The organism is Pseudomonas sp. FA-1 (assembly GCF_056856075.1).
Genome location: NZ_JBWXTH010000007.1, coordinates 266500 through 292350 on the forward strand (window position 1 = coordinate 266500; position 25851 = coordinate 292350).

A 25851-nucleotide genomic window follows, 5' to 3' on the forward strand; every position below is an offset into this window, starting at 1 on the left:
AATCTCTTCATTTTGGCGCGCTTGGCCAAGGCGGGATAATGACCGGGTCTTGCACCCGGAGAGTCCAACGATGTCCGATGAACGTTTCATGCGCGAAGCCCTCGACCTGGCCCGCGCCAACATCCAGGCCGGCGGTCGCCCGTTCGGTGCCGTGCTGGTGTACCAAGGCAAGGTGCTGGCACGTGCCGTCAATGAGATCCACAGCACCCAGGACCCGACCACCCACGCCGAAATGCAGGCGATCCGCAAGGCTGCCCAGGCCCTGGGTCAACCCCGCCTGGAGGGCGCCGAGATCTATGCCAGCGGCCACCCATGCCCGATGTGCCTGGCCGCCATGCACCTGTGCGGCATCGAACGGGCCTGGTTCGCCTATGACAACGACGAAGGCGAGCCCTACGGCCTGTCCACGGCGGCCGTATACGCACAGATGGCGCGCCCGCCTCAGCAGCAGAGCCTGCCCCTGAAGCCGCTCAAGCCTGCCGGCGAGACCGACCTGTACCTTCAATGGAAGCAGGCGCACCAGGCATGAGAGGCGCACTGAACCTGTTGTTGGTGCTGCTGTTGGCACTGAACCTGCGGCCGATCCTCACCAGTATCGGCCCGCTGCTGGAACCCATGCGCGCCAGTACCGGCCTTGGCTACCAGCAGGCTGCCCTGCTGACGGCGCTGCCGGTGCTGTGCATGGGCCTGATCCCCTTGCTGCAACCGTGGTTGCGCCGCTGGCTGAGCGAGCATGGCGGCATGCTCATGGGGCTGGTGGCGATCGCCCTGGCGTGCCTGTGGCGCCTGCAGCTCGACAGCGCCTGGGCGCTGATCGCCAGTGCGGTGTTGGCCGGGCTGGGGGTAGCTGTCGTCCAGGGCATGATGCCGGGCCTGGTCAACCGTTGGTTCCCCACGCGCTTGGCGACCACCATGGGCTTGTATTCGGCAGCCTTGATGAGTGGAGGCGGCCTGGCCGCGGTGCTCGGGCCTTCGATCAGCGAGGCCAGTGGCCGCTGGCAGGCCGGCCTGGGCGTCTGGGCACTGCCCGCTGTGTTGGCGGTGCTGGCCTGGCTGGTGCTCAGGCCACGGCACAACACGCCGAAGCTGGCCGGCGGCGGCGGTGGGCATTGGTTCGGCAACCGTCGGGCCTGGCTACTGGCCAGCTACTTCGGCCTGATCAACGGTGGCTACACCAGCATGGTGGCCTGGTTGCCGGCCTACCATATCGAGCATGGCGGCACCGCCCAAGGCGGTGGTGAGCTGGTGGGCCTGATGACCATCTTTCAGGTCACCGGCGCCCTGGGCCTGCCGCTGTTGCTACGTAGCCTGGCGGACCGTCGCCCAGGGCTGTGGCTGGCGTTGTCGATCCAGTTGCTGGGCTTCCTTGGCCTGCTGCTGGCACCGACCCTGGCCATGGGCGTCTGGGTGGCGATGATCGGCCTTGGCCTGGGAGCGTGCTTCAGCCTGAGCCTGACCTTGACCCTCGAGCACCTGAAGAAGGACCCCGCGCAAGCGGGCAGCCTGGCAGCGTTCGTCCAGGGCATCGGTTTCATCATCACCGGTGTCGTGCCGTACATCACCGGTTGGCTGCGTGATGTGACCGGGGACTTCCAGGCCTCCTGGACATTGCTGGCCATCACCGTGGTAGCGATGTTGCTGGTGACCGTGCGCTTCGTCCCTCGGGGCTATGCCAGCGCCATTGCCCGCCCTGGGCAAACGGTGCAGGCGACGGTCAGCTGAGGCCCTGCAAGGTATCGCGGACACGGTCCAGCGCCGGGTCGATGTCCAGCAGTTCAATGGCCCCGAAGCCGAACAGCAGCCCCGGGCGCACCGGGGCTTCGCTGAAGAACGGGGCCAGTGAATAGAGACCCACTTCGACCTTGCGCGCCAGGGTTACCAGCAGCTCCACGTCTACCCCGGGCCTTGCCAGCGCACTGAGGTGAAAGCCTGCGTTGGCCGGCACCGCGGTCAGCCAGGGCGCCAGGTCGCTGCCCAGGCGTGCCAGGATCCGTTCGCGACGGGCGCTGTACACCTCATGGCAGCGGCGGATGTGTTTATTCAGGTGCCCCTCGCTGATGAAACGCGCCAATGCCCATTGCTGCAGCGGCGGGCTGTGCCAGTCGGTCAGGTGCTTGGCTGCACAGGCCGCTCGCAACACGCTTGGCGGCAGCACGGCATAGCCCAGGCGCAGCTCCGGTAGCAAGGTCTTGGAGAAGGTTCCGACATACGCCACCAGGCCGTGTCGGTCGAGCCGCTGCAAGGCATCGCTGGCAGGCCCCTGGTAGCGGAATTCACAGTCGTAGTCGTCTTCGATGATCAGGGCCCCAAGCTCGGCCGCGCGGGCCAGCAAGGCGGTGCGGCGCCGCTCGCTCATGGGCATGCCCAAAGGAAACTGGTGCGAGGGCGTCACGTAGATCAGCCGCGTGCCATCGGCGATCTCTTCCACGCACATGCCTTCATCGTCCACCGGCACCGCTTGCACGTGCGCGCCCAAGGCCAGGAACAGCTGGCGCGCCGGGGGGTAGCCGGGGTCCTCCATGGCCACCTGGCAGCCTGGTTCGATCAGCACCCGGGCGATCAGGTCCAGGGCCTGTTGGGCGCCGTTGCACACCAGTACATCCGCTGCACTGCAGTGCACGCCCCGGGCGAAGGCGATGTGGTGGGCGATGGCTTCGCGCAATTCCGGCAGGCCCTGGGCGGGGAAGTGCCGCTGGGGGTGACGTTGGCTGCGCCGCAGGGCGTATTGCAGGCAGCTGCGCCACTGGTCGAAGGGGAACTGCGCCTTGCTCGAGGCGCCGCCGACGAAGTCATGGCGCGAGGGCGCATCCTGGGCCTGCCCGGCCAGCACCGTGGCGCGCTGCTGCCAGTGTTGCAGCGTATCGGCGGCAGCCAGGGGGATGGGCTGGGCGTCGCTGGCCTGCAACGGCTTGCGCGGGGTGATGAAGGTACCGCGGCCGACCACGCCGCTGAGCAGGTTGTCGTAGGTCAGGCGCGAATAGGCTTCGGCCACGGTCTTGCGTGACACGCCCAGCTGTTCGGCGAGCAAGCGGGTGGGGGGCAACTGGGTGCCGGCGGCCAGGTGGCCGCTGTCGATGCCGGCACGTAACTGTTGGTAGAGCTGGTCGGCCAGGCCTTTGCGGCCTTGCAGGCGGATGTGCAGTTCCATAGGGGTGTCCGGAGTGCAGGATGATCGAAGCTTCGGGTTTTGCGGGCCTGGGTGCAAGAGGCCGGTCTACTCCCGTTCTGCTCCCAAAGGACTGCCTCACGCTGACATGGCGGGACTGGGCGGTCGTTCAAAGGGCAGCCTCGACGATTTCGATCCAATGGCGCACCTGTGTGCGCCCGGCACTGCCCAGGTGTGCCTGGCAGCCGATGTTGGCGGTGGCGATGACCTCGGGGTGGCCGCTTTCCAGGGCTGTGAGGCGCTCGTCTCGCAGCTGGCGCGCCAGGGTGGGCTGGGTCAGCGAATAGGTCCCTGCCGAGCCGCAACACAGGTGGCCGTCGGGAACCGGCGTCACGGTGAAGCCCAGGCGGGTCAGCAACTGCTCCACCGCGCCGCCGAGCTTCAGGGCATGCTGGAGCGTGCAGGGGCAATGGAAGGCCAGACGCTGTTCGGCGCACACGCCCAGGCGCTCGACCGGCTCGGCCTGTATCACTTCCACCAGGTCCCGGGCCAGGGCACTGACCCGGGCAGCCTTGGCGGCGTAGCGTGGGTCGTTTTCCAGCAAGTGGCCGTAATCGCGGACGAACGCCCCGCAGCCGCTGGCCGTCTGCACGATCGCCTCGACACCGGCTTCGATCGCCGGCCACCAGGCGTCGATGTTGCGGCGGGCACGTGCCAGCCCTCGTGCCTGGGCATTGAGGTGATAATCCACGGCGCCGCAGCAACCGGCGTCCCGGGCCGGCTCGACACTGATGCCCAGGCGGTCCAGCAGGCGTGCCGCGGCGGCATTGGTGTTGGGTGACAAGGTCGGCTGAACGCAGCCTTCGAGCAGCAATACGCGGCGGGCATGGCGCGGTGCCGGTCGTTCACCGGGGTGGGGCACCTGGCTCGGCAACTTTGCCTCGACCGTTGCTGGTAGCAGTGGGCGCAGAGCCTGCCCAGCGCGAACGAGCGCTGCGAACAGCGCAGGACGCGGTACCACGGCACGCAGGCCCTGGCGCAGCAGGCGTTCGCCCAAGGGGCGCGCGGCCTGTTGCTCCACCACGGAGCGGCCGATGTCCAGCAGGTCGTGGTACCTCACGCCCGAAGGGCAGGTGGTTTCGCAGTTGCGACAGCTCAGACAGCGGTCCAGGTGCAACTGTGTGCTGGCGCTGGCCGGCATGCCTTCGAGCACTTGCTTGATCAGGTAGATGCGCCCGCGTGGCCCGTCCAGCTCGTCGCCCAGCAACTGGTAGGTGGGGCAGGTCGCGGTGCAGAAGCCACAGTGCACGCAACTGCGCAGGATGCGCTCGGCTTCGTCGGCACGGGCCAGGCGCTTGGCGGCATCGCTCAGGTTGGTTTGCATGGTTTCGCCTCACAGGTCCGGGTACAGGCGCCCTGGGTTGAAGATCCCCTGGGGGTCGAGTTGGTGCTTGAGGGCGCGGTGGTAGCGCATCAAGGCCGGGGGCAAGGGCGACATGCTGTCGTCGCCGGGGGCGTAGGCAGTGGCATGGCCGCCGACCTTGGCGACCTGCTCGCGGATCAGCGTCGCGGGGGCCGAAGATTTCAACCAGCGCTGCGCGCCGCCCCAATCGATCAACTGCAGGCCAGGCAGGTCGAGTTCGTCGGTGATGGTCGGCAGCGATAGCCGCCACAACGGGGTGGGGTGGTCGAAGAACGGCAGCCGCTGCTCGCGCAGGTCTGTCCAGAACTGGCTCGCAACCGTCTCGCCTCCCAAGCGCTGGCTTGCCGACAGCACCGACCCTTCACCCCCCTCCAGGCGCAGGTAGAGTGCCTGGCCGTCGTGGCAGGCGGCACTGATCGGCAGCGGCTGCTGGCCCCATTCGGCCAACTCGGCCAGGGCCTGGTGTACCGTCATCTGCAGGCGCAGGCTCAGGCACTGACGGGGTCGCGGCAGCACCTTCAACGACACCTCGGTCAGCAGGCCCAGGCAACCGAAACTTCCCGCCAACAGCCGGGACACATCATAGCCAGCGACGTTCTTCATCACCTCGCCACCAAAGCGCAGCAGTTTGCCATGGCCGGTGATCACCCGGGTGCCCAGCACATAGTCCCGTACCGAACCGGCCCAGGGCCGACGAGGGCCCGACAAGCCTGCCGCGACCATTCCACCCAGGGTGGCGTCGGGGCCCAGGTGAGGGGGCTCGCACGGCAGCATCTGCCCAGCTTCGTGCAGCGCTGCTTCGATCTGACGCAATGGCGTGCCGGTGCGGGCGCTGATCACCAGTTCGGTAGGGTCGTAATGGACGATGCCGCGGTGCCCGCGGGTGTCGAGTATCTCCCCGGCGACCGGGCGGCCGAGCATGGCCTTGCTGTTGCTCCCCTGGATGCGCAACGGGGTGTCCATCGCCAGGGCCTGGTTGACCTGCTCCAGCAGGCTTTCGCTCAGGTCACGATCCTGGTCCATCAGAAGCGCTCCAGGTCGGGGAAGGGCAGTTGCCCGTGATGCACGTGCATCGCACCGAATTCGGCGCAGCGGTGCAGGGTGGGGATGTTCTTGCCTGGGTTGAGCAAGCCGTTGGGGTCGAATGCCGCCTTCACCGCATGGAACAGGGTGATTTCGTCGTCATTGAATTGCACGCACATCTGGTTGATCTTCTCGCGTCCGACACCGTGCTCGCCGGTGATGCTGCCGCCCACCGCCACGCACAGCTCCAGGATCTTGCCACCGAGCGCTTCGGCGCGCTCCAGCTCGCCGGGCAGGTTGGCATCGAACAGGATCAACGGGTGCATGTTGCCGTCGCCGGCATGGAACACGTTGGCCACCCGCAGGCCATAGGCCTCGGACAATGCGGCGATGCCCTCGAGCACCCTGGGCAGTTCTCGACGGGGGATGGTGCCGTCCATGCAGTAGTAGTCAGGCGAGATACGCCCTACCGCAGGGAAGGCGTTCTTGCGCCCGGCCCAGAAACGTGCGCGTTCGGCCTCGTCGCAGGCCAGGCGCACGTCACGGGCACCGGCCTGGCGCAGCACGGCATCGACCCGTTGGCAATCGTCCTGCACGTCGGCTTCGACGCCGTCCAGTTCGCATAACAGAATGGCCGCGGCTTCCACCGGGTAGCCTGCGTGGATGAAGTCCTCGGCGGCGCGGATCGCCAGATTGTCCATCATTTCCAAGCCTGCGGGGATGATGCCGGCGTCGAGGATGCCGGCCACTGCGCGGCCGGCGTCCTCGACCTTGTCGAAGCTGGCCAGCAGCACCCGCGCCACCTGGGGTTTGGGCAACAGCTTGACGGTGACTTCGATGACGATGCCGAGCATGCCCTCCGAGCCGGTGAACAGGGCCAGCAGGTCGAAGCCGGGGCTGTCCAGGGCGTCGCTGCCCAGGGTCAGATGTTCGCCTTCGAGGGTGAGGATGTCGACCTTGAGCAGGTTATGGACTGTCAGGCCGTATTTCAGGCAATGCACGCCACCGGCGTTTTCCGCGACGTTACCGCCGATCGAGCAGGCGATCTGCGACGAGGGGTCTGGCGCGTAGTACAGGCCATGTAGGGCGGCGGCCTGGGAAATGGCCAGGTTGCGCACACCGGGCTGGACCCTGGCGTAGCGGCCTTGCGGGTTGACCTCGAGGATGCGATTGAAGCGCGCCATCACCAGCAGGATGCCTTGCGCCAAGGGCAAGGCCCCGCCGGACAGCCCCGTGCCGGCGCCGCGCGCCACCACGGGGACGCCGCGCCGGTGGCACAGGCGCAGCAGGGCCTGGACCTGTTCGATGCGCTCGGGCAGTACCACCAGCAGCGGGACGGTGCGGTAGGCCGAGAGACCGTCGCACTCGTAGGGTTTGAGGTCTTCGGTGCGGTGGAGGACCTGAAGGTCCGGCAGGGTGTTGTGCAGTTCGGCCAGCAGTTGGGCCTTGTCGACCGTGGGCAACGGGCCATCGAGGCGGTCGTCGTAGAGGATGTTCATGTGTTGTTCGCCGATTTGTTCTTGTCATGGCTGTACCGGCCCTATCGCTGGCAAGCCAGCGCCCACAGGTACGGCGGTGCTCTGAAGCAGCGCTGGCCCCGGTGGGCGCCGGCTTGCCGGCGATTGGGCGGCTAGGCAACGCCCCTCACTGCGCCAGGCGCCGGATCATCGCCACTGTCAGGTACAGCCGTGGGGCGATGCTGGCGAGCTCGATGTATTCGTCCTCGGCGTGCAACCCGGCACCGACCACGCCCATGGTCTCCAGCACCGCCGGCTTGGCGCTGCCGGGCACATAGGCATAGCCGGCGTCGGTGCCGAAGCGCATGGCGATGGGTTCGAGGGTGTGGTCGATCTGGCTATACAGCTCCCGGGCCGTTTCGGCCAACTGGCGGGAGCCTTCGTTGCGGGCCAGGGGCGGGCGGCCTTTTTCCAGGGTCACGGTGGCCTGGGTGTCCTCGACCAGGTGTTTTTGTGCGATACGCTTGGCATCGGCCGCCACCCGCTCGGTTTCGCTGAGGTCCGAATAGCGCATGTCCGCTTCCGCGCTCGCCAGGGCCGGGATGATGTTGGCTTTCTCGCCAGCCTTGGCCAGGGTCCAGTTCACTGTGGTGCCTTTGCTGGCATCGCCCAGCTCCTTGAGCTGGAGGAGCTGGTGAGCCAGTTCGGTCAAGGCGTTGCGACCTTGCTCGGGGGCGGAGCCGGCATGCGAGGAGCGCCCTTTCACTTCGAGCTTGAGGCGGTTGATGCCGTTGGTGGCGACGGTCACCGCGTCTTTGTCTGGCGGCTCGTAGGAAAAGACATAGTCATGCTCGCGGGCGAGCTGTGCGATGAGCTGTTTCGAGCCTGCCGAGCCCATTTCCTCGTCCGGGTTGAACAGCACGGTGAGGGTGCGATAGCCCTTGAACTGCTGGTCCTGCAGCAGCTTGAGCGCATGCAGGATCATCGCCACGCCGCCCTTGGCATCGGCGACGCCCGGGCCATAGGCGCGCTCGCCTTCCACCCGGAACGGTCGCTTGGCCACGGTGCCTGGGCCGAACACCGTGTCGTAGTGCACCATCAGCAGAAAATCCTTGCTGCCGTTGCCTTTGAACGTCCCGACGATGTTGTCGCCCACCGACGGCTTGGCCGGGCTGGTGTGCACCTCGGCACCTAGCGCCTTCAGGCGCTTGGCCAGTTCGGCGCCGATCTGGGCCAGGCCGGCTTGCGTACCGGTACCGGTATCGACCGACACCAGGGTCTTGAGGGTGGCGAGGTAGGCCGGTTGCTCGGCCTGGGCCTGCGTGAGCAGGTACTGGGGGGAGGATTCGGCGGCGAGCGCCGGGGAGCAGGCGATGCACAGCGCCAGGGCCATGGCATAGGGCGGGCGTGACAAAAGCATGGGCTTGGGCCTCTTTTCCTTGTGGTCAAGAGGTACAGCCTAGACCACTGCGCGCGGTGCCGGCCCGTAGGCGAGCACCGGCGCAGTTGGTGTTACAGGTCGAGCACCAGGCGGGCGCTGCGGGCGCGGGACACGCACAGCATCATGGTTTGCTGCGAGGCTTTTTCCTCATCGCTCAGATACTGGTCGAAATGCTCGGCCTCGCCTTCGAGAATGGCCGTCTCGCAGGTGCCGCATACGCCTTCACGGCACAGGCATTCGACCTTGGCAGCCTTGGACTTCTCGATGGCCTGGAGGATGGTCATGCCTTCCTCGACCTGGAGTTCCGTGCCGGACTTGGCCAGTACCACGGTGAAGGCGGCACCGGCGGCAGGTGCTGCAGCGGCGAACTGTTCCCAGTGTACGCGCGATTCGTGGATGCCTGCGGCGGCGGCAGTGGCGATCACCGCATCGATCAGCGGCTTGGGCCCGCACACGTACAGGTGCGCATTATCGGCCAGGCCCGTACATAGGCCGGCCAGGTCCAGCTTACAGTCCAGGCTGTCGATGTAGAAACGGGTGCTTGGCGCATGGGGACCGTTTTCCAGGTCAGCCTGGAAGGCACCATGTTCCGGCGCGCGGAAGGCGTAGTGCAGTTCGTAGGGGGTATCGCTGCCTTCGAGTTCATGCAACTGCGCCAGGAACGGGGTGATGCCGATGCCGCCGGCGATCAGCACATGGCGGCCAGCCGACGGGTCGAGGGCGAACAGATTGTTGGGGGTGGAGATAGTCAGCTCGCTGCCCACCTCGACCTGGTTGTGCATGAACGCCGAGCCGCCCTTGGACTGCTCCTCCAAGCGCACACCGATCTGGTAGCGGGAGAGGTCGCGCGGGTCGCTCATCAGCGAATAGGCGTTGCTGAACTGGTTGCCGCAGGCCGACTGCATCTGCACGATGACGTGGCTGCCGCCGGTGAAGGCGGGCAGGGCGGTGCCGTCTTCGCGGGCCAGGGTGAAGCGCTTGATCAGCGGCGTGGCCTGTTCCACGTCGGTGACTCGCACCTTGAACATTTCGTATTGCTTGGCCATGGTTCACCTCGACTTGCAGCGCACGCGGCAGGCCCTGCCGCGTGGCACGGATACTGGCCCGCTCAAACGGCGAGGCACAGGTACTTGATTTCCAGATAGTCCTCGATGCCGTACTTGGAGCCTTCGCGGCCCAGGCCCGATTGCTTGACGCCACCGAAGGGTGCGACCTCGTTGGAGATCAGCCCGGTGTTGATGCCGACCATGCCGTACTCCAGGCGCTCGGCCACGCGGAACACGCGGGCCAGGTCGCGGCTGTAGAAGTACGCCGCCAGGCCATATTGGGTGGCGTTGGCCAGCGCGATCACTTCGTCGTCGGTGGTGAAGCGCACCAGCGCGGCCACCGGGCCGAAGATCTCTTCCTGCAGCAGCTCCATGCCGGGGGCGATGTCGGCCAGCACGGTCGGCTCGAAGAACTGCCCGCCCAGCCCGTGGGCCTTGCCACCGAGCAGCACGCTGGCACCTTTGCCAACGGCGTCGTCGATCAGGCTGCGCACCTTGGCCACGGCCTTGTCGCTGATCAGCGGGCCGATCTGCGTGCCTTCGGCATTGCCGTGGCCGACCGCCAGGGCGCGCACGCGCTCGACGAAGCGCTGGGCGAAACGCTCGTAGACGCTGTCGTGCACATAGAAACGGTTGACGCACACGCAGGTCTGCCCGGCGTTGCGGTACTTGGCGATCAGCGCGCCGTCGACCGCAGCGTCGATGTCGGCGTCATCGAAGACGATGAACGGCGCATTGCCGCCCAGCTCCAGGCTGACCTTCTTGATGGTTTCTGCGCATTGGCCCATGAGCAGGCGGCCCACCGGCGTGGAGCCGGTGAAGCTGAGCTTGCGCACGCTCGGGTGGCCGGTGAATTGCGCGCCGATGGCAGGGGCATCGCCGGTGACCACGCTGAACACGCCGGCCGGGATGCCGGCGCGCTCGGCCAGCTCGACCAGGGCCAGGGCACTGAACGGGGTTTCGTTGGCCGGCTTGACCACGATGGTGCATCCGGCGGCCAGGGCCGGGGCGACCTTGCGGGTGATCATCGCCGCCGGGAAGTTCCATGGGGTGATCGCGGTGCACACGCCGATGCCTTGCTTGATCACCAGCAAGCGCTTGTCGTTGGCAGGGCTTGGGATCACATCGCCATAGACGCGCTTGCCTTCTTCGGCGAACCACTCGACGAAGGAGGCGGCGTAGCGGATCTCGCCCAGAGCCTCATGCAACGGCTTGCCCTGTTCGCGGGTCATCAGCAGGGCGAGGTCCTGCTCGTGCTCGAGCAGCAATTCGTACCAGCGGCGCAGAATGTTCGCCCGTTCCTTGGCCGTACGGCCACGCCAGTCGGCCAGGGCCGCCTCGGCCGCTTCGATGGCGCGCACGGCTTCGGCGGCGCCCATCAGCGGTACATGGCCGAGCAGCTCGCCACTGGCCGGGTCGTTGACCGCCAGGGTCTGCTGGCCGTCGGCATCGCACCAGCGCCCGGCGATATAGGCCTGCTGGCGGAACAGCTTGTTGTCTTGAAGTTTCACGCAAGGCTCTCCGAAGGCCGCCGCCCGTTGGGCCGGCGGCCGGGTGCATCAGTCCAGGTGGGCGACGGCAATCAGGTTGTGGAAGTGGGCGATACCGTGTTCGCTCACACCGCTGCGCTGCTGGTCGACCATGATCCGGCCCTGGCCGCGGTAGCCGCGGGATTTGAGGCCCTTCTGAACGCTTTCCACCAGGCGCAGGTCTTCCGGGCGGAAGACTTCGCGGTACCAGTCGATCAGCTTGAGCTGCTCTTCGGTGAGGTCCTTGTTCAGGAAGTAGATGTCATAGTGTTGCAGGGTGGTTTCGGCATCGACCGGGAATTCATAGATCACGGTCATGAAATTCGCCCCTGGCGGCACGTTGAACATGGTGCACGGCCAAGCCCAGAAGCCGGCGAAGGACGGGTCCTTGACCGACTCGTCGAACTTGAACGACTGCTCCGAAGGCTTGGCCAGGCCGTACTGCAGGGTCCAGTTGCCATGCAGGCTGTGGTTGTACTGGCCGACGTCCACCGAGTCGGAGAAGCCTGGGTGGGCCGGGGCGCAGTGGTAGCACTCCAGGTAGTTGTCGACGATCGACTTCCAGTTGGCCGGGGTGTCGCTGACGAAGCGCGCGGCCAGGTGCAGGTCGTCGATCACGCCGCAGGCTTCGCGCATGCGCTTCTGCAGGCCTGGCAGCTGGTCTTCGACGCTGCCGGCGTCCATGTCCATGTTGATGAAGATGAAGCCTGCGTACTCTTCGACGCGCAGCTGCACCAGGGTGGAGTTTTCCTTGTCGAAGTTGGCGACGTTCTCGCAGTTGCGGGCGTGCGCCAGTTCGCCGTCGAGTTTGAAGGTCCAGGCGTGGTATGGGCAGGTGATCACGTTCTTGGCCTTGCCGCTGCCTTCGAGCAACTGGTGGCCACGGTGCGGGCAGACGTTGTAGAAGGCCCGCAGCACGTCATCGCGACCACGCACGACGATGATGCTTTCACCGATCACCTCACGGGTGATGTAGGCGTTCTTTTCAGCGACTTCGCTGCGGTGACCGACGCAGATCCAGCTCTTGGCGAAGATCGCCTCCTTCTCGTGCTCGAACACCGCGGCCTGGGTGTAGAAATTGGCCGGAAGGGTGAAGGCTACTTCAGGGTTGGCGCAGAAATCGGCGGGCAGGCGTTTGAAATCGTTCATGGCTCTATCTCGGTTTTACTTATTGGTTAACGCGTATCTGTTAGTTAACAGTTCGGGCAAAAAAATTTGGAACTTGCAGGCTGCTTTATGGGCAACGACGTCTTGCCTGCACTGACCCTATCGCTGGCAAGCCAGTTTCCACAGGACACCTGCTTCCCACAGGAGTGGCGGGTGCCGAGGCCCTGTGGGAGCCGGCTTGCCGGCGATAGGGGGCGGTACTTCCCTTAATGCACGGCAGCGGTGCTGCGTGGTGCTTGCTCGGCCGGCTCCTCGCCAGCCAGGCGCGCGGCCTCTTCCTCGATCCGGTAGGCCGGAACCTGGCCGTAGTCGGCGGCCAGCCACTTGAAGAAGCCGTAGATCTTCACCAGCAGGATCAGCATGAAGGGGATGGCGGTGAGCACCACCGCGGTCTTCATGGTCGACAACGATGCCTTGGCGAACAGCATGGCCAGCGGCACCAGGGTCAGCACGATGCACCAGAACAGGCGCAGGGTCGGGCTCGGGTCCTCGCCTTCGCGCAGATTGCGGGTGCTGGTAGCCGCCACAGCATAGGCCGCCGCGTCCATGTGCGAGGCGCAGAACACCGCCATGATGAACAGGTACACCGCCAGGAACAGCGTGCCCCATGGCAAGGCCAGCAACAGGTCGGTCACCGCTGCTTCGCCACCGACGGTGCTGAGCAACTTCGGTACATCGATCTGGCCATTGATGAATTGGTGCATGCTGTAGCTTTCCAGGGCGCCGAAGAAGAACCAGCACCCGAAGCTGCCACCCATCAGCAGGGCGAACACCACTTCCTTGATCTGCCGGCCGCGCGACACGCGGGCGACGAACATGGCCACGCCCGGTGCATAGGACACCCACCACAGCCAGTAGAAAACGGTCCAGTTACGGGTGAAGGCACCATCGCCGGCAGGGTCGGTGAACAGGCTCATGTGTACGTATTGCTGGATCATCAGGCCAATGGCATTGGCGGTGTTGTTGACGGTGAACTGGGTCGGGCCGACCAGCAGCACTACCACGGCGAACAGCAGGGCGCCCACGCAGACCATCTTCGACAGGCGTTGCAGGCCGCCGTCGATACCGATGTAGGAGCTGAGCGAGAACAGCAGCGCCACCGCACCGATCACCATCAGTTGCACGGTGAAGGTATTGGGGGTGCCGGCAAGGTCCGACAGGCCGCGGGTCAGGGTGGAGGCGGTCAGCGCCAGGGAAACGGTCAGCGCGCCCATCATGGTCAACAGGAAGATCAGGTCCACGGTGCGGCCGATGGGGCCGGTGGCCTTGAAGCCGGTGACTGCCTCGATGATCGAGGCCAGGTTCAGGCCGCTCTTCTTGCGTACATGGAAGTGGTAGGCCATGGCAAGGGACGCCAGGGCATAGATCGACCAGGCGCTGATGCCCCAATGGAAGAAGGAGTAGCTGACGCTGTATTCCAGCGCCTGGGCCGACATCGGCGCGATGTTCAGGCCGGGCGTCTGGTAGTAGTAAGCCCATTCCATGACGCCCCAGTACAGGGTCGAGGAACCCATGCCGGCGCAGATGAACATGAACACCCAGGTCGCGGTGGAATATTCGGGCTTGCCGGCGCCCAGGCGGATATTGCCGTACTTGCTGAACGCCAGGTACAGCACGGCCAGGGAGCTGCCGAAGACCAGCACCTGGACGCTGGTGCCGAAGGTACGGGTGGACAGTTCGAACAACTGGTTGGCCATGCTTTCCGATTGCACGGGGAAGGCAGCAAGGCCGATGACGGTGAGCAGTACGGCGATCAGGCTCACAGTGATCAGGAATACATCAATCTTTTTATTCTTGTGGGACATCAATTGTCTCCTGGAGCGTTTGGAATGCTAAGCGCTTGGGAAATCCTTGTCAGGTATAGCTTTTTCCTCATTCGTTAACCAAAAGTTAACGCATATCTTTTGGTTAACGAAGTGTGCATTGAATTGTCACGTACTGCAAGCCGACTGTCTGACAATCTTGACAGTCGGCCCAGGTTTATCGATTAAGCGCCCAGCAGTTCGGCAATGGCCTGACCTACTTCCTTTGTCGAACGGCTGCCGCCCATGTCGCGGGTGGTGTCGCCGTTGGCGATGACTGTCTCGATGGCCTTGAGGATGTCGTCGTGGGCGGCCTGGTAGCGGGTGTCGTCGCCGTCCTTGCCGAGGAACTCGAGCATCAGTGCGCCGGACCAGATCATGGCGATCGGGTTGGCGATGTTCTTGCCGTAGATGTCCGGTGCCGAACCATGGACCGGTTCGAACAGCGACGGGAACTTGCGCTCGGGGTTGAGGTTGGCCGACGGCGCGATGCCGATGGTGCCGGCGCAGGCTGGGCCCAGGTCGGAGAGGATGTCGCCGAACAGGTTGGAGGCGACCACCACGTCGAAGCGCTCCGGTTGCAGCACGAAGCGGGCGCAGAGGATGTCGATGTGCTGCTTGTCCCAGCTGATCTCTGGGTAGTGTGCGGCCATCGCGGCGGTGCGTTCGTCCCAGTAAGGCATGCTCACGGCCATGCCGTTGGACTTGGTCGCCGAGGTCACGTGCTTGCGTTCGCGAGTCTGGGCCACGTCGAAGGCGTACTTGAGGATGCGGTCGACACCGCGGCGGGTGAACACCGACTCCTGCAGCACGAACTCGTTCTCGGTGTTCTCGAACATACGGCCGCCCAGGGACGAGTACTCGCCCTCGGTGTTTTCGCGAATCACCACGAAGTCGATGTCGCCAGGGGCCTTGTTTGCCAGCGGGCAGGGTACGCCAGGGAACAGGCGCACCGGGCGGATGTTCACGTACTGGTCGAAGTCGCGGCGGAACTTGAGCAGCGAGCCCCACAGGGAGATATGGTCAGGTACCTTGTCCGGCCAGCCGACAGCGCCGAAGTACAGGGCGTCGAAGCCCTTGAGCTGCTCGAACCAGTCGTCGGGCATCATCTTGCCGTGGGCCAGGTAGTAGTCGCAGCTGGCCCACTCGAAGTATTCGATCTCAAGGTTCAGGCCGTGCTTGCGCGCGGCCGCTTCGACCACGCGGATGCCTTCGGGGAGGACTTCGTTGCCGATGCCGTCTCCGGGGATGGCGGCGATTTTGAAGGTCTTGCTCATGGGGCGCACTCGCTGTTCTGGGTAACGGATGCAGGCCATGCTATAAGGACGTGTTCCGGAGATAATCCGGTGATTCATCAATTCTTGGTGCACGAATCGTGAATAATCTGCCGAACCTGGACGACCTCGATATCTTCCTGCAGGTGGCGCGCCGCGCCAGCTTCGCCGCGGTGGCGGATGAGCGGGGGATGTCTGCGGCCTTCGTCAGCAAGCGCATCCGCCTGCTCGAGGAAAACCTCGGCGTACGCCTGTTGCACCGCACCACCCGACGGGTGACGGTGAGCGAGGAGGGCGAGCGGGTGTACCAATGGGCGCAGCAGATCTTCGAAGCCCTGCAGCGTATGGACGACGACCTCAATGCCGGCCAGCGCGAACCTGCCGGGCAACTGCGTATCGCCAGCAGCCTGGGTCTGGGCCGGCGCTTCGTGGCGCCAGCGCTGTCGGAGCTGGCGGCGCGCTACCCGAAGCTTGACATCCGCCTGGATGTGCACGACCGCCTGGTGGACCTGATCGCCGAAGGAGTGGACCTGGACATCCGGGTCGGCAACGTCATCGCCCCGAACCTGATCGCCAAGCCCCTGGCACGCAACCGCCGGGTGCTGTGCGCGGCCCCTCGGTACCTGGCACGGCGCGGTACGCCGAAAAGCCTGGCGGACCTGGCCAGCCATGACTGCCTGGTGATCAAGGAACGTGACCACCCCTTCGGTGTGTGGCACCTGGAGGGCCCTGATGGCGAAGAGAGCGTACGGGTGACCGGCGCGTTGTCGAGCAACCATGGCGAGGTGGCGCACCAATGGTGCCTGGATGGGCGGGGCATCCTGCTGCGTTCATGGTGGGACGTGCACGACAACATCGCCGACGGGCGCCTGGTGCATGTGTTGGAGGGTTACCAGCAGGCAGCGGATATCTGGGCGGTGTACACCTCACCCCTGGCCGGCTCGGCCAAGGTGCGGGTGGCGGTGGAATTCTTCCGGCAATACTTTGCCGAGCGGTATCGGTTGCCTGCGTAGGCAGTTGGTTTTTCCGTTGCTTTCACCGCTCCATCGCGGGACAAGCCCGCTCCCACAAAATGCAGCGCAAGCTTCAAGAAATGCGCTGCCCCTGTGGGAGCGGGCTTGTCCCGCGATGGGGCGATGTGATCAATGGGCGCCCGCGGCCTTGTTCAAGTCGCTTTCGGCCCACTCGGTGTAGGTGCAGGCGTCGGCCACTGCCCAGCGCACCTTCACGCTATCGCCAGGCTGCATCGCCATTCCCGCCGCCGACAGGGCCTTTACGGTCATTTCCGTGCCTCCTGCGGTCACCACATGGCAGGTCTGGCTTTCGCCGAGGAACAGGACTTCCGCCACCTTGGCCGAGACCTCGTTCCAACCCGCCGGCAATACCTCGCGCGTGGCCTGGTCGGCCGTCAGGGCCAGGGCCTTCTCCGGGCGCACCATGATCAGCGCATCCTGGCCGACCGTCAGCCCGGCGGTCAGGCGGATCGCCAACGATTGCCCCTCGAAGCTGGCCGCGCCGTTGCTGGTGGCCTTGACCCGAAGGAAGTTGGAATTGCCCAGGAACGAGGCGACGAAGGCATTCGGTGGGTTCTGATACAGGTCGAAGCCGCTGCCCAGGCCGACGATCTTGCCATGGCTGAAGATCGCGATGCGCTGGGAAAGGCGCATGGCTTCTTCCTGGTCGTGGGTCACGTAGACGATGGTGATGCCCAGGCGCCGGTGCAGTTGGCGCAGCTCGTCCTGCAGGTCTTCGCGCAGTTTCTTGTCCAGGGCGCCGAGGGGTTCGTCCATCAGCAGGATGCGTGGCTCGTACACCAGCGCCCGGGCAATGGCCACACGCTGCTGCTGGCCACCGGAAAGCTGCGCGGGGCGGCGATGGGCGAACTGCTCGAGCTGCACCAGCTTGAGCATGGCGTCGACCCGCTTGGCCGTCTCGGCGGCGCTGTGCTTGCGGATCGCCAGGGGAAAGGCGATGTTGTCGCGTACCGACAGGTGCGGGAACAGCGAGTAGCGCTGGAACACCATGCCGATGTCGCGTTTGTGCGGCGGTACCTTCACCAGCGACTGGCCGTCGACCAGAATCTCGCCGCTGCTGGGGGTCTCGAAGCCGGCCAGCATCGACAAGGTAGTGGACTTGCCCGAGCCGCTGGAGCCTAGGAAGGTCAGGAACTCGCCGTCCTGGATGTCCAGGGTGATGTTGTCCACGGCGGCAAAGTCACCGTAGTGCTTGTTCAGGTTGCGCAGGCTGACCAGGGTCTTGGCGGGCGCGGCATCTTTGATCACTGCACTCATTGTTATTGTCTCCGAGCGCTCAGGCGCTGACTTCGTTGCGCCGGCGCAAGGCGGCGGCGATGACCATGACCAGGACCGACAGGCCGATCAGCAACGTCGAGGCGACGGCGATCACCGGGGTCAGGTCCTGGCGCAAGGTGGTCCACATCTTCACGGGCAGGGTCTGCAGGGTGGGGCTGGCCATCATCACGCTGAGCACCACCTCGTCCCAGGAGACCAGGAAGGCGAACAGGCCGCCGGCGATCATCCCCGGGCGGATCGCCGGGAAGGTCACCTTGAAGATCGCCTGAAAGCGCGAGGCGCCGCAGATCACCGCAGCGTCCTCGATCGATTGGTCGAACAGCTTCAGCGAGTTGATGATCGAGATGATGGTGAACGGCAGGGCGACGATCACGTGGCTGACCACGAAGGAAAACAGCGTGCCGGTGTAGCCGAGCTTGAGGAACAGGGCATACACCGCTACGGCGATGATCACCAGCGGCACGATCATCGGCAGGGTGAACAGGCCATAGAGCAACTCGCGGCCCGGGAAACGCCCGCGTACCAGGGCGAAGGCTGTGGGCAGGCCCAGCAGCACGGCGCACACGGTGGTGAGCACGGCGACCTTGAGGCTGGCCAGAGCGGCGTCCATCCACTCGGGGTTGGCGAAGAACTGTTCGTACCATTTGAAGGTCCAGCCCGGAGGCGGGAATACCAGCCACTGGGACGAGCCGAACGACAGCAGCACGATGAACAGGATCGGCAGCAGCAGGAAGGCCGCGATCAACCCGGTGGTCAGGTACAGGCCAGTGCGCAGCGGTCGGCCCATGGCGTTGGGAGTCAGGAGCATGGCATTTACCTCGCGTTGCCGACCGGGGATTCCGGCTGCAGCTTCAGGTAGAAGTAGAAGAGCACCAGGGTGATCAGCACCAGCAACGCGGCGGCGGCGCTGGCCAGGCCCCAGTTGAGGAACGACTGCACCTGCTGGACGATGAATTCAGGCAACATCATGTTCTGCGCGCCGCCGAGCAGGGCGGGCGTCACGTAGTAACCAAGCGACATGACGAACACCATCAGCGCACCGGAGAACAGCCCCGAGCGGCACAGCGGGATGAACACTTTCCAGAAATTGGTCCAGGGGCTGGCACCGCAGATGGAGCCGGCTTGCAGCACCATCGGGTCGATGGCCTGCATGGTCGCCTGCAGCGGCAGCACGATGAACGGGATCATGATGTAGCTCATGCCGATCACCACGCCGGTGAGGTTGTGCACCATCTCCAGCGGCGCATCGATGATGCCGAGCGCCATCAGCACCTTGTTGATCACCCCCGAGGCCTGCAGCAGCACCAGCCAGGAGTAGGTGCGGGCCAGCAGGCTGGTCCACATCGACAACAGCACGATGTTCAGCAACCAGCGGCCCCAGCCTCGTGGCACCAGGGTGATCGCCCAGGCCAGTGGAAAGCCCAGCAGCACGCTGATCACGGTCACCAGGCCGGCCACGGAAAAAGTGTTGAGCAACACCCGCGTATAGGCCGAGTTGGCGAACAGCTGTTCGTAGTTGCCCAGCCCCGGTACCGGTTCCAGCACGCCGCGCAGCAACAGGCCGATCAACGGCGCGAAAAAGAACAGGCCAAGGAACGCCAGGGCCGGCAGCAGGTTGCGGCTGCCGCGCCAGCGTTGGCTCAAGGTCGGACGGCGCACGGCCGCCCCCGGCGTGCCGGTGCCGCTGGGGGCACCTTGCGCGTTGTGCAGGGCATTGATGGCGACTTTCATTTGACCAGCCACTCATTCCAGCGGGCCGCGATGGCCTGGCCGTTCTTCGCCCAGTAGGCGAAGTCGAGGGTCACCTGGTCCTGGGCATAGGCAGTCGGCAGGTTCGGGGCGAGCTCGGGCTTGAGCTGGGCGATGCTGTCAAGGTTGACCGGGGCGTAGGCGGTCAGGTTGGCGAAGTCGGCCTGGCCCTTGGCGCTGCTGGCATTGGCCAGGAACTTCATGGCCGCGTCCTTGTTCTTGGCGCCCTTGGGGATGACCAGGAAATCGGCCATGACCAGGTTCTGCTTCCAGCTCACACCCACGGGTGCGCCATCCTGCTGCAGGGCGTAGACCCGGCCGTTCCAGAACTGGCCGAGGGAGGCTTCGCCTGAGGCCAGCAACTGCTGGGACTGGGCGCCACCGCCCCACCAGACGATGTCCTTCTTGATGGTGTCGAGCTTCTTGAAGGCGCGGTCCAGGTCCAGCGGGTAGAGCTTGTCGGCCGGTACGCCGTCGGCCAGCAGGGCCAGCTCGAGCACACCAGGGCTTGGCCACTTGTACAGGGCGCGTTTGCCGGGGTAGGTCTTGGTGTCGAACAGTGCCGTCCAGTCGACCGGCTTGTTGGCGCCGAGCTTGCCCTCGTTGTAGCCGAGCACGAAGGAGAAGAAGAACGAGCCCACGCCATGGTCGGAGACGAAGCGTGGGTCGATGCGATCACGCTGGATGGCGGTGAAGTCCAAGGGCTCGAGCAGGCCCTCGCTGGCGGCGCGCAGGGCGAAATCGGCTTCGACGTCGACCACGTCCCATTGCACGTTGCCGCTCTCGACCATGGCCTTGAGCTTGCCGTAGTCGGTGGGCCCGTCCTGCACGACCTTGATCTTGGTGCTGTCGCTGAAGGGTTCGGCCCATGCCTGTTTCTGGGCGTCCTGGGTGGTGCCGCCCCAGCTGACGAAATTCAGGCTGTCGGCGGCCAGGGTGGCTTGGCAGGCCAGGGACAGCAGGCTGGCGGACAGCACAGCGGTGACTCGTTTGCTTAACAGCATGGTTGACGCCCTCATGATCTTGTTATTCGAGCGGGCTTCCTGTCGCCCGCCATGTAGTGGGGGAGCAGCTATCCAACGATGTCGCTTGGCCATTTGTTGTCAGTGTAGGTGGCCAAGAATTCAAGGTCTACGGGATATCATATTATGGTATTCCAAACTTTTCGCAAGAGGTTGAGGGCGACCGGCCATCACTAAAAACGTATGTTCAGACAGCAGTACGCCACGCTTCCCCTGTAGGAGCGGGCTTGTCCCGCGATTGCGTCAGTCGTCACAACAATGTTGTGTTGCCTGGCCCAATCGCGGGACAAGCCCGCTCCTACAGGGGAAGCGTGGCGTCTTTAGGTTCAGATGGCCCCGGCAGGCTCGAACGGAATGCTCTGCACCACCTCCAGCTCATACCCGGCAAGCCCCGCGTACTTCAACGGCGGGCCGAGGTGGCGCAGCTTGCCCACACCCAGGTCCTGGAGAATCTGTGCGCCGGTGCCGACTTCCGAGTACACCTTCGATTGGCCACGTTGGAACGGCTTGGCCGGCTGGGTCAGGTGCGGCACACGTTCGAGCAACGCCTGGGAGGATTCGTGGTTGGCCAGGATCACCACCACGCCCGCGCCTTCGGCGGCGATCTTCTGCAGTGCCGCCCACAACGTCCAGGTGGCGGGGCCCGCATATTCGGCGCCGACGAGGTCGCGCAGCGGGTCGATCACGTGCACTCGCACCAAGGTCGGCTGGTCGCGGCGGATATCGCCCATCACCATGGCCATGTGTACGCCGCCCTCAATGCGGTCTTCGTAGGTCACCAGGCGGAACGTGCCATGCACGGTGGGCAGTTCGCGCTCGCCGATGCGCTTGATGGTCTGCTCGGTGCTCAGGCGGTAGTGGATCAGGTCGGCGATGGTGCCGATCTTGATGCCGTGGTGTTCGGCGAACAGCTCCAAGTCCGGGCGCCGGGCCATGGTGCCGTCGTCGTTGAGCACTTCGACGATCACCGAGGCGGGGGCGAAGCCGGCCAGGCGGGCCAGGTCGCAACCGGCCTCGGTGTGCCCGGCACGGGTCAACACGCCGCCTTCGCGGGCGCGCAGGGGGAAGATATGGCCAGGCTGCACCAGGTCTTCGGGGCGGGCGTCGGGGGCCATGGCTGCCGCCACGGTCCGGGCCCGGTCGGCGGCGGAGATCCCGGTGGTGACGCCTGTGGCGGCCTCGATGGACACGGTGAAGGCGGTGCTGAACACGCTGCCATTGGCCGGCACCATCTGTTCCAGGCCCAGGCGCTGGCAATGCTCGTCGGTCAGGGTCAGGCAGATCAACCCGCGCGCGTGGCGGGCCATGAAGTTGATGGCCTGGGCGTCACAGCGCTCGGCGGCGATCAGCAGGTCGCCCTCGTTTTCACGGTCCTCGTCGTCCACCAGCAAGACCATCTTGCCGTGCCGGTAGTCCTCGAGGAGTTCTTCGATGCTGTTGAAAGCCATGTTGCACACTCGCTGTGGTAGGGTGGTTTTTATGGTATACCATCATACATAAATAACCTTTTTCAGGAGAGTGATGGATGAAGGCCTACTGGATCGCCCACGTGGATGTCACCGACCCCGAGCAGTACCAGCAGTACACCCAACGCGCCCCGGCGGCCTTCGCTGCGTTTGGCGGCCGCCTGCTGGCCCGTGGCGGGCGCAGCGAGGCGATGGAAGGAAGGCCTACCCCACAGCGTAGCGTGGTGATCGAGTTCGACTCGTACGAGCAGGCGTTGGCGTGCTACCGGTCCGAGGCGTACCAGGAGGCGTGCGGGTATCGGCAAGGTGTGGCGAGGGCTGAGGTGATCATTGTCGAGGGCGTCGCGCCCTGAGAATGCCATGGGGCCGGGTTCGGTCCTTTCGCGACGCAAGGTCGCTCGCCGCACAGAAAGACCCGTGCAACGGCCTTTCAGTCGATGTATCCTTCATTTGATGCTTTTTTATCACCAAATGAGGTGAACATGATCGAGACGACCAAGAAGGCACCTGCCCGTCGTGCGCGTTACGCCACGATCGAAGGCGGGCGCAAGGCAGCGCTCGAGGTCCGCGAGGCGGGCGGTGTGTTTTGGGGCTATTCCAAGGCCCACGATCAGTTGACCGAGGCCCAGCGTCTGGTACAGATCCGCGACGGTTTGCCGGCCAAGCTTTATCAGGAGGTCAAGCGCCTGTTCAGCCTGCCGGAAAAACAGTTGGCGGCGCTGTTCAATGCATCGATCTCGACCCTCGAGCGCCGTGTGCGCGATAACCAGCCGCTCGATGCCGTGGCCTCCGAGCGCCTGGACCGCATCGCCGAAATCACCCATCAGGCGGTGGCGGTCTTTGAAGGCGAAGCGCCGGCCGTGGCGTGGATGTCTCGGCCCAACGATGCGCTTGGCGGTATGGCCCCGGTAATGCTGTGCGAGACCGAGATCGGTGCCAAGCAGGTACGCCGGGCGCTGGTGGCCCTGGAATGGGGTGGCGTCGTCTGATGCTGGCCTGGCGCGTCGCCAAGGCTTCCCGGGCGGATGATCTCAGCGGCAGGGGCGCGGCCATCGTGGGTGGGCGTTGGAACCAGATCGACGTGCCGGCGCTGTACATGGGCTTGTCGCCGGCGATCTGTACGCTGGAGACCTTCGTTCATGCGGCCGGTCGCCCGCAGTTTCCACTCAAGATCACCTGTTTCGAGCTGCCCGATGATCCGGCACTGTACCTGGAGCCTGCAGCCGGCGAGCTGCCTGCCGGCTGGGATGCGCTGCCGGCCGACAGCCCCAGCATGCTGTTCGGCACGCGCTGGCTCGAAGCGCGCAGCCACCTGGGGCTCATCGTGCCTTCGGTGGTGCTGCAACTGGAGCGCAACCTGGTGGTCAACCCGCTGCACCCGGCGGTACGCGAGGTCCGTGTGCGCGAGGTGTTCGATTTCGCCTATGACGAGCGAATGTTCAAGGTGCGCACAGGTTGACCCGGCCCAATCGCCGGCAAGCCGGCTCCCACAGGTACGACGGTGCCTCTGAAAATAGCGCAGGCAGGTGGAAGCCGGCTTGCCGGTGATCAGGCCGCAGCGCAGCCCTACAATTTGGCAACCTATCAGCGGATGAAGTGCACCTTGCCGGTATCGTCGTTGCCCATGTAGATGCCATACACCCCCGCCTGGCGCTCGAGGATGTAGCGCTCGAGGATCTGGCGGATAGCGGGGTAGTAGATCTCGTCCCAGGGAATCTCGTCGGGTGCGAAGAAGCGGTAGGCGAGGGTCTCGGGACCGTACTGGCCGGTCTCTTCCGTGGCGATGGCGCGGAAGATGATGTACACCTCGCTGATCTTGGGCACGCTGAAAATCGAATAGGGCGAGACGATCTCGCCGCGTACGCCGCTTTCTTCCCAGACCTCGCGCAAGGCGGCCTGTTCGGTGGTCTCGCCGGCCTCCATGAAGCCGGCCGGCAAGGTCCAGGTGCCGGGGCGAGGGGGGATGGCGCGTTGGCACAGCAGGTACTTGCCATCGCGCTCGATGATGCAGCCGGCGATGATCTTGGGGTTGATGTAGTGGACATAGCCACACCCGGCGCAATGCAGACGCTCATGGGTGTCGCCGCTGGGAACGCCCCGGGCGAGCTCCGTTGTGCAGTGCGGGCAATAGCGCGGGGCGGGGGGCATGGTCAGCGGCCTATGCGGGGGTCTTTGAGGGGCAGGGGTTCGACGATGTCGCGGACTTTGGTGTTGTCTTCCTGCTTCTGGCGCAGGTAGTCCAGGGCTACCTTGGCGGCGGCGCGTACATGGTCGACCGAGGCCTGGTGCGCACGCTGCGGGTCGCCGCTCTTGATCGCCTCGACGATCTTTTCCATTTCCTGGTTGCTGGCGCCGCGACGGTTTTCCTGGGACACCGACGTGGCGCGCAGGTAGCTGATACGGGCCTGCAACTGGCGCAGCTGCTGGGCGGCGACCTGGTTGCCGGAGCCTTCCAGAAGGACGTCGTAGAACCCTTGCACCGACTCCAGCACCTGTTGCAGCTCGCCTTCCTCCAAGGCTTGGCGGTTGACTTCCAGGGCACGTTCCAGCGCGCGGATGTCCTTGACCTTGGCATTGAGGGTGAACAGCTGGACGATCAGCCCTTCGAGCACGCAGCGCAGCTCATAGATGTCGCGGGCGTCTTCCAGGGTGATGATCGCCACCCGCGGCCCCTTGGCGTCGGCGAACTCCACCAGGCCCTCGGATTCGAGGTGGCGCAGCGCTTCGCGGACCGAGGTGCGGCTGACCCCGAGGCGGTCGCAGAGGTCGCGTTCGACCAGGCGATCGCCGGGCAGCAGGTGGAAGTTCATGATCGCCCCGCGCAGTTTGTCGAGCACGATTTCGCGCAGGGTAACGGGGTTGCGGTTGACCTTGAAGCTGTCGTCGAGGGGCTGGCGTTTCATCGAGTGCGCTCTGAATGAGGCTGCCCGGCCGCGATCAGGGGAGCACCACGAACCTGGGGCGCTCTCCTTGCGTGGTTCGAACAGCCCGCTGTTAACGGGTTGACTCCGCATCGGCTTCGGCGAACGCCTCGCGGGCCAGGCGGAAGCTGTCCACCGCCGCGGGTACGCCGCAATAAATGCCGACCTGGAGCAGGATCTCGCGAATTTGTTCACGGCTCAGGCCATTTCGCAAGGCGCCGCGGATGTGCAGCTTGAGCTCGTGGGGCCGGTTGAGCGCGGAAATCATGGCCAAGTTTATCATGCTGCGCTCTTTGAGCGACAAGCCTTCGCGGCCCCAGACATGGCCCCAGCAATATTCGGTGACCAGCTCCTGCAAGGGCCTGGTGAAGTCGTCGGCGTTCTGGATCGAACGATTGACATAGTCCTCACCCAGCACCTGGGTGCGGATCTGCAGGCCTTTTTCGTATTTCTCGTTGCTCATGCGCCGTGCTCCTGCGTGAAAAAAGGGGGCCGCAACCGAAGGTGAGGGGGGATGCGCGGCCCCCGGAAACAGTGAGGCTGCTGCGCAGCCCATCGCAGGCTCTCACAGCCGACCATGTAGGAGCTGGCGAAGCCTGCGATGGGCCGCGTCGCGGCCCCGTGATTCAGCCTAGCGTTGGCAGCGCGCCGAGCTTGCCCTTGTGATACACCATCGGGGTCACCGGCTCGGTGGGCAGGATCAGGTTCTTCACCTGGCCGACGATGATCGCATGGTCGCCACCGTCGTACTCGCGCCACAGCTCGCACTCGATGATCGCCGTGGCCTTGGCCAGCAGCGGGTTGCCCAGCTCGCTCAGTTGCCACTGCACACCTTTGGCCTTGTCCTTGCCCTTGCCGGCGAACGCATAGGCCTCGGCGGTCTGGTCGGCAGACAACAGGTGGATGGCGAACTGCTTGCTGTCACGCAGGACCGGGTAGGTGTCGGAGGCGTAGTTGGGGCAGAACAGCACCAGCGCCGGGTCGATCGACAGCGCGCTGAAGGCACTGGCGGTGATGCCGACGATGGCGCCGTCGGCGTCCAGGGTGGTGACCACCGTGACGCCGGACGGGAAGGAGCCCATCACGTCTTTGTAGATGCCTGGTTCGATCATC

The 25851-nt window shown here is 65.1% G+C and carries 25 protein-coding genes; 6 read left to right on the top strand and 19 right to left on the bottom strand.

Annotation, left to right across the window (positions count from 1 at the left end; all coding sequences use genetic code 11):
- The first annotated feature begins 70 nt into the window (after positions 1–70).
- Both AC1MHZ_RS15120 and AC1MHZ_RS15125 read left to right on the top strand, forming a co-directional pair.
- Positions 71–529, top strand: coding sequence for a nucleoside deaminase (locus AC1MHZ_RS15120; RefSeq protein WP_480460043.1), 459 nt, complete (start codon positions 71–73; stop codon positions 527–529).
- The gene (locus tag AC1MHZ_RS15125) at positions 526–1722 is read left to right on the top strand and encodes a CynX/NimT family MFS transporter (RefSeq protein WP_324817382.1); all 1197 of its coding nucleotides are present in this window, start codon (positions 526–528) and stop codon (positions 1720–1722) included. The genes AC1MHZ_RS15120 and AC1MHZ_RS15125 overlap by 4 nt, the downstream gene beginning before the upstream one ends.
- Here AC1MHZ_RS15125 and pdxR read toward each other — a convergent pair.
- The 10 genes from pdxR to AC1MHZ_RS15175 all read right to left on the bottom strand — a co-directional run bounded on the left by pdxR (position 1715) and on the right by AC1MHZ_RS15175 (position 15271).
- The gene (pdxR, locus tag AC1MHZ_RS15130; protein ID WP_482966570.1) at positions 1715–3148 is read right to left on the bottom strand and encodes a MocR-like pyridoxine biosynthesis transcription factor PdxR; all 1434 of its coding nucleotides are present in this window, start codon (positions 3146–3148) and stop codon (positions 1715–1717) included. The two genes, AC1MHZ_RS15125 and pdxR, sit on opposite strands and share 8 nt — an antisense overlap.
- A 127-nt stretch (positions 3149–3275) precedes the next feature.
- Positions 3276–4490: a glycolate oxidase subunit GlcF gene (gene glcF / locus AC1MHZ_RS15135; RefSeq protein WP_465001186.1), complete on the bottom strand. Its 1215-nt coding sequence runs from the start codon at positions 4488–4490 to the stop codon at positions 3276–3278.
- A gap of 9 nt (positions 4491–4499) precedes the next feature.
- Positions 4500–5552 carry a glycolate oxidase subunit GlcE gene (gene glcE, locus AC1MHZ_RS15140; RefSeq protein ID WP_482966571.1) on the bottom strand — a complete coding sequence of 351 codons (1053 nt, stop codon included), beginning with the start codon at positions 5550–5552 and terminating at the stop codon, positions 4500–4502.
- Positions 5552–7051, bottom strand: a complete 1500-nt coding sequence (gene glcD / locus AC1MHZ_RS15145; RefSeq protein WP_368830216.1) for a glycolate oxidase subunit GlcD — start codon at positions 7049–7051, stop codon at positions 5552–5554. The genes glcE and glcD overlap by 1 nt, the downstream gene beginning before the upstream one ends.
- 145 nt (positions 7052–7196) lie before the next feature.
- Positions 7197–8429, bottom strand: coding sequence for a M20/M25/M40 family metallo-hydrolase (locus AC1MHZ_RS15150; RefSeq protein ID WP_482966572.1), 1233 nt, complete (start codon positions 8427–8429; stop codon positions 7197–7199).
- 92 nt (positions 8430–8521) lie between these two features.
- On the bottom strand, positions 8522–9496 hold the full coding sequence (locus AC1MHZ_RS15155; RefSeq protein ID WP_324817329.1) for a PDR/VanB family oxidoreductase: 975 nt from the start codon (positions 9494–9496) through the stop codon (positions 8522–8524).
- 62 nt (positions 9497–9558) lie between these two features.
- Positions 9559–11007 carry an NAD-dependent succinate-semialdehyde dehydrogenase gene (locus AC1MHZ_RS15160; RefSeq protein WP_324817332.1) on the bottom strand — a complete coding sequence of 483 codons (1449 nt, stop codon included), beginning with the start codon at positions 11005–11007 and terminating at the stop codon, positions 9559–9561.
- A 48-nt stretch (positions 11008–11055) separates the two neighbouring features.
- Entirely contained in the window at positions 11056–12174 is a 1119-nt protein-coding gene (locus AC1MHZ_RS15165; protein ID WP_084853563.1) for an aromatic ring-hydroxylating oxygenase subunit alpha, read from the bottom strand.
- Positions 12175–12398: 224 nt separating this feature from the next.
- Positions 12399–13997, bottom strand: a complete 1599-nt coding sequence (locus AC1MHZ_RS15170; protein WP_084853561.1) for a BCCT family transporter — start codon at positions 13995–13997, stop codon at positions 12399–12401.
- A gap of 182 nt (positions 13998–14179) precedes the next feature.
- Entirely contained in the window at positions 14180–15271 is a 1092-nt protein-coding gene (locus AC1MHZ_RS15175; RefSeq protein WP_084853559.1) for a tartrate dehydrogenase, read from the bottom strand.
- A 98-nt stretch (positions 15272–15369) separates the two neighbouring features.
- Between AC1MHZ_RS15175 and AC1MHZ_RS15180 the strand changes: the two genes are divergently transcribed.
- Positions 15370–16281 carry a LysR family transcriptional regulator gene (locus AC1MHZ_RS15180; protein WP_084853558.1) on the top strand — a complete coding sequence of 304 codons (912 nt, stop codon included), beginning with the start codon at positions 15370–15372 and terminating at the stop codon, positions 16279–16281.
- Positions 16282–16410: 129 nt separating this feature from the next.
- On the opposite strand, the gene AC1MHZ_RS15185 is transcribed toward AC1MHZ_RS15180, so the two are convergent.
- The 5 genes from AC1MHZ_RS15185 to ribBA form a co-directional block, all read right to left on the bottom strand.
- Positions 16411–17559 (bottom strand): ABC transporter ATP-binding protein, encoded by a 1149-nt coding sequence (locus AC1MHZ_RS15185; protein WP_482966573.1) that lies wholly within the window; start codon positions 17557–17559, stop codon positions 16411–16413.
- A gap of 19 nt (positions 17560–17578) precedes the next feature.
- Positions 17579–18388 carry an ABC transporter permease gene (locus AC1MHZ_RS15190; RefSeq protein ID WP_465001182.1) on the bottom strand — a complete coding sequence of 270 codons (810 nt, stop codon included), beginning with the start codon at positions 18386–18388 and terminating at the stop codon, positions 17579–17581.
- 5 nt (positions 18389–18393) lie between these two features.
- A complete protein-coding gene (locus AC1MHZ_RS15195) occupies positions 18394–19311 on the bottom strand; it encodes an ABC transporter permease (RefSeq protein ID WP_324817342.1) in 918 nt (305 codons plus the stop codon).
- Complete coding sequence (locus tag AC1MHZ_RS15200; RefSeq protein WP_084853550.1) at positions 19308–20333, bottom strand: polyamine ABC transporter substrate-binding protein; 1026 nt, start codon at positions 20331–20333, stop codon at positions 19308–19310. Before AC1MHZ_RS15200 ends, AC1MHZ_RS15195 begins: the two co-directional genes overlap by 4 nt.
- Before the next feature lie 344 nt (positions 20334–20677).
- Positions 20678–21799, bottom strand: a complete 1122-nt coding sequence (gene ribBA, locus AC1MHZ_RS15205; protein ID WP_482966574.1) for a bifunctional 3,4-dihydroxy-2-butanone-4-phosphate synthase/GTP cyclohydrolase II — start codon at positions 21797–21799, stop codon at positions 20678–20680.
- Positions 21800–21876: 77 nt separating this feature from the next.
- Here ribBA and AC1MHZ_RS15210 point away from each other — a divergent pair, with 77 nt between their 5' ends.
- The 3 genes from AC1MHZ_RS15210 to AC1MHZ_RS15220 all read left to right on the top strand — a co-directional run bounded on the left by AC1MHZ_RS15210 (position 21877) and on the right by AC1MHZ_RS15220 (position 23276).
- Positions 21877–22170: a DUF1330 domain-containing protein gene (locus AC1MHZ_RS15210; RefSeq protein ID WP_084853547.1), complete on the top strand. Its 294-nt coding sequence runs from the start codon at positions 21877–21879 to the stop codon at positions 22168–22170.
- 129 nt (positions 22171–22299) lie between these two features.
- Positions 22300–22806: a type II RES/Xre toxin-antitoxin system antitoxin gene (gene parS, locus AC1MHZ_RS15215; RefSeq protein ID WP_084853545.1), complete on the top strand. Its 507-nt coding sequence runs from the start codon at positions 22300–22302 to the stop codon at positions 22804–22806.
- Positions 22788–23276 (top strand): RES family NAD+ phosphorylase, encoded by a 489-nt coding sequence (locus AC1MHZ_RS15220; RefSeq protein ID WP_324815952.1) that lies wholly within the window; start codon positions 22788–22790, stop codon positions 23274–23276. Before parS ends, AC1MHZ_RS15220 begins: the two co-directional genes overlap by 19 nt.
- A gap of 125 nt (positions 23277–23401) precedes the next feature.
- Here AC1MHZ_RS15220 and AC1MHZ_RS15225 read toward each other — a convergent pair whose 3' ends face one another.
- The 4 genes from AC1MHZ_RS15225 to AC1MHZ_RS15240 form a co-directional block, all read right to left on the bottom strand.
- Positions 23402–23965, bottom strand: a complete 564-nt coding sequence (locus AC1MHZ_RS15225; RefSeq protein ID WP_480460023.1) for an NUDIX hydrolase — start codon at positions 23963–23965, stop codon at positions 23402–23404.
- Between the two features lie 2 nt (positions 23966–23967).
- On the bottom strand, positions 23968–24720 hold the full coding sequence (locus AC1MHZ_RS15230; RefSeq protein ID WP_482966575.1) for a GntR family transcriptional regulator: 753 nt from the start codon (positions 24718–24720) through the stop codon (positions 23968–23970).
- 91 nt (positions 24721–24811) lie between these two features.
- Positions 24812–25201, bottom strand: a complete 390-nt coding sequence (locus tag AC1MHZ_RS15235; RefSeq protein ID WP_046617259.1) for a carboxymuconolactone decarboxylase family protein — start codon at positions 25199–25201, stop codon at positions 24812–24814.
- Positions 25202–25364: 163 nt separating this feature from the next.
- A complete protein-coding gene (locus AC1MHZ_RS15240; RefSeq protein ID WP_084853539.1) occupies positions 25365–25850 on the bottom strand; it encodes a flavin reductase family protein in 486 nt (161 codons plus the stop codon).
- Position 25851: the final 1 nt, after the last annotated feature.

What these genes read in the sequence shown, in the direction of transcription:
- parS (WP_084853545.1), top strand. Translation starts at nt 22,300, where the DNA reads ATGATCGAGACGACCAAGAAGGCACCTGCCCGTCGTGCGCGTTACGCC.
- AC1MHZ_RS15220 (WP_324815952.1), top strand. Translation starts at nt 22,788, where the DNA reads ATGGGGTGGCGTCGTCTGATGCTGGCCTGGCGCGTCGCCAAGGCTTCC.
- AC1MHZ_RS15155 (WP_324817329.1), bottom strand. Translation starts at nt 9,496, where the DNA reads ATGGCCAAGCAATACGAAATGTTCAAGGTGCGAGTCACCGACGTGGAA.
- glcD (WP_368830216.1), bottom strand. Translation starts at nt 7,051, where the DNA reads ATGAACATCCTCTACGACGACCGCCTCGATGGCCCGTTGCCCACGGTC.
- AC1MHZ_RS15225 (WP_480460023.1), bottom strand. Translation starts at nt 23,965, where the DNA reads ATGCCCCCCGCCCCGCGCTATTGCCCGCACTGCACAACGGAGCTCGCC.
- AC1MHZ_RS15210 (WP_084853547.1), top strand. Translation starts at nt 21,877, where the DNA reads ATGAAGGCCTACTGGATCGCCCACGTGGATGTCACCGACCCCGAGCAG.
- AC1MHZ_RS15165 (WP_084853563.1), bottom strand. Translation starts at nt 12,174, where the DNA reads ATGAACGATTTCAAACGCCTGCCCGCCGATTTCTGCGCCAACCCTGAA.
- AC1MHZ_RS15170 (WP_084853561.1), bottom strand. Translation starts at nt 13,997, where the DNA reads ATGTCCCACAAGAATAAAAAGATTGATGTATTCCTGATCACTGTGAGC.
- AC1MHZ_RS15185 (WP_482966573.1), bottom strand. Translation starts at nt 17,559, where the DNA reads ATGAGTGCAGTGATCAAAGATGCCGCGCCCGCCAAGACCCTGGTCAGC.
- AC1MHZ_RS15240 (WP_084853539.1), bottom strand. Translation starts at nt 25,850, where the DNA reads ATGATCGAACCAGGCATCTACAAAGACGTGATGGGCTCCTTCCCGTCC.
- AC1MHZ_RS15175 (WP_084853559.1), bottom strand. Translation starts at nt 15,271, where the DNA reads ATGAGCAAGACCTTCAAAATCGCCGCCATCCCCGGAGACGGCATCGGC.
- AC1MHZ_RS15200 (WP_084853550.1), bottom strand. Translation starts at nt 20,333, where the DNA reads ATGCTGTTAAGCAAACGAGTCACCGCTGTGCTGTCCGCCAGCCTGCTG.
- glcE (WP_482966571.1), bottom strand. Translation starts at nt 5,552, where the DNA reads ATGGACCAGGATCGTGACCTGAGCGAAAGCCTGCTGGAGCAGGTCAAC.
- pdxR (WP_482966570.1), bottom strand. Translation starts at nt 3,148, where the DNA reads ATGGAACTGCACATCCGCCTGCAAGGCCGCAAAGGCCTGGCCGACCAG.
- AC1MHZ_RS15190 (WP_465001182.1), bottom strand. Translation starts at nt 18,388, where the DNA reads ATGCTCCTGACTCCCAACGCCATGGGCCGACCGCTGCGCACTGGCCTG.
- glcF (WP_465001186.1), bottom strand. Translation starts at nt 4,490, where the DNA reads ATGCAAACCAACCTGAGCGATGCCGCCAAGCGCCTGGCCCGTGCCGAC.
- AC1MHZ_RS15230 (WP_482966575.1), bottom strand. Translation starts at nt 24,720, where the DNA reads ATGAAACGCCAGCCCCTCGACGACAGCTTCAAGGTCAACCGCAACCCC.
- ribBA (WP_482966574.1), bottom strand. Translation starts at nt 21,799, where the DNA reads ATGGCTTTCAACAGCATCGAAGAACTCCTCGAGGACTACCGGCACGGC.
- AC1MHZ_RS15150 (WP_482966572.1), bottom strand. Translation starts at nt 8,429, where the DNA reads ATGCTTTTGTCACGCCCGCCCTATGCCATGGCCCTGGCGCTGTGCATC.
- AC1MHZ_RS15195 (WP_324817342.1), bottom strand. Translation starts at nt 19,311, where the DNA reads ATGAAAGTCGCCATCAATGCCCTGCACAACGCGCAAGGTGCCCCCAGC.
- AC1MHZ_RS15235 (WP_046617259.1), bottom strand. Translation starts at nt 25,201, where the DNA reads ATGAGCAACGAGAAATACGAAAAAGGCCTGCAGATCCGCACCCAGGTG.
- AC1MHZ_RS15125 (WP_324817382.1), top strand. Translation starts at nt 526, where the DNA reads ATGAGAGGCGCACTGAACCTGTTGTTGGTGCTGCTGTTGGCACTGAAC.
- AC1MHZ_RS15120 (WP_480460043.1), top strand. Translation starts at nt 71, where the DNA reads ATGTCCGATGAACGTTTCATGCGCGAAGCCCTCGACCTGGCCCGCGCC.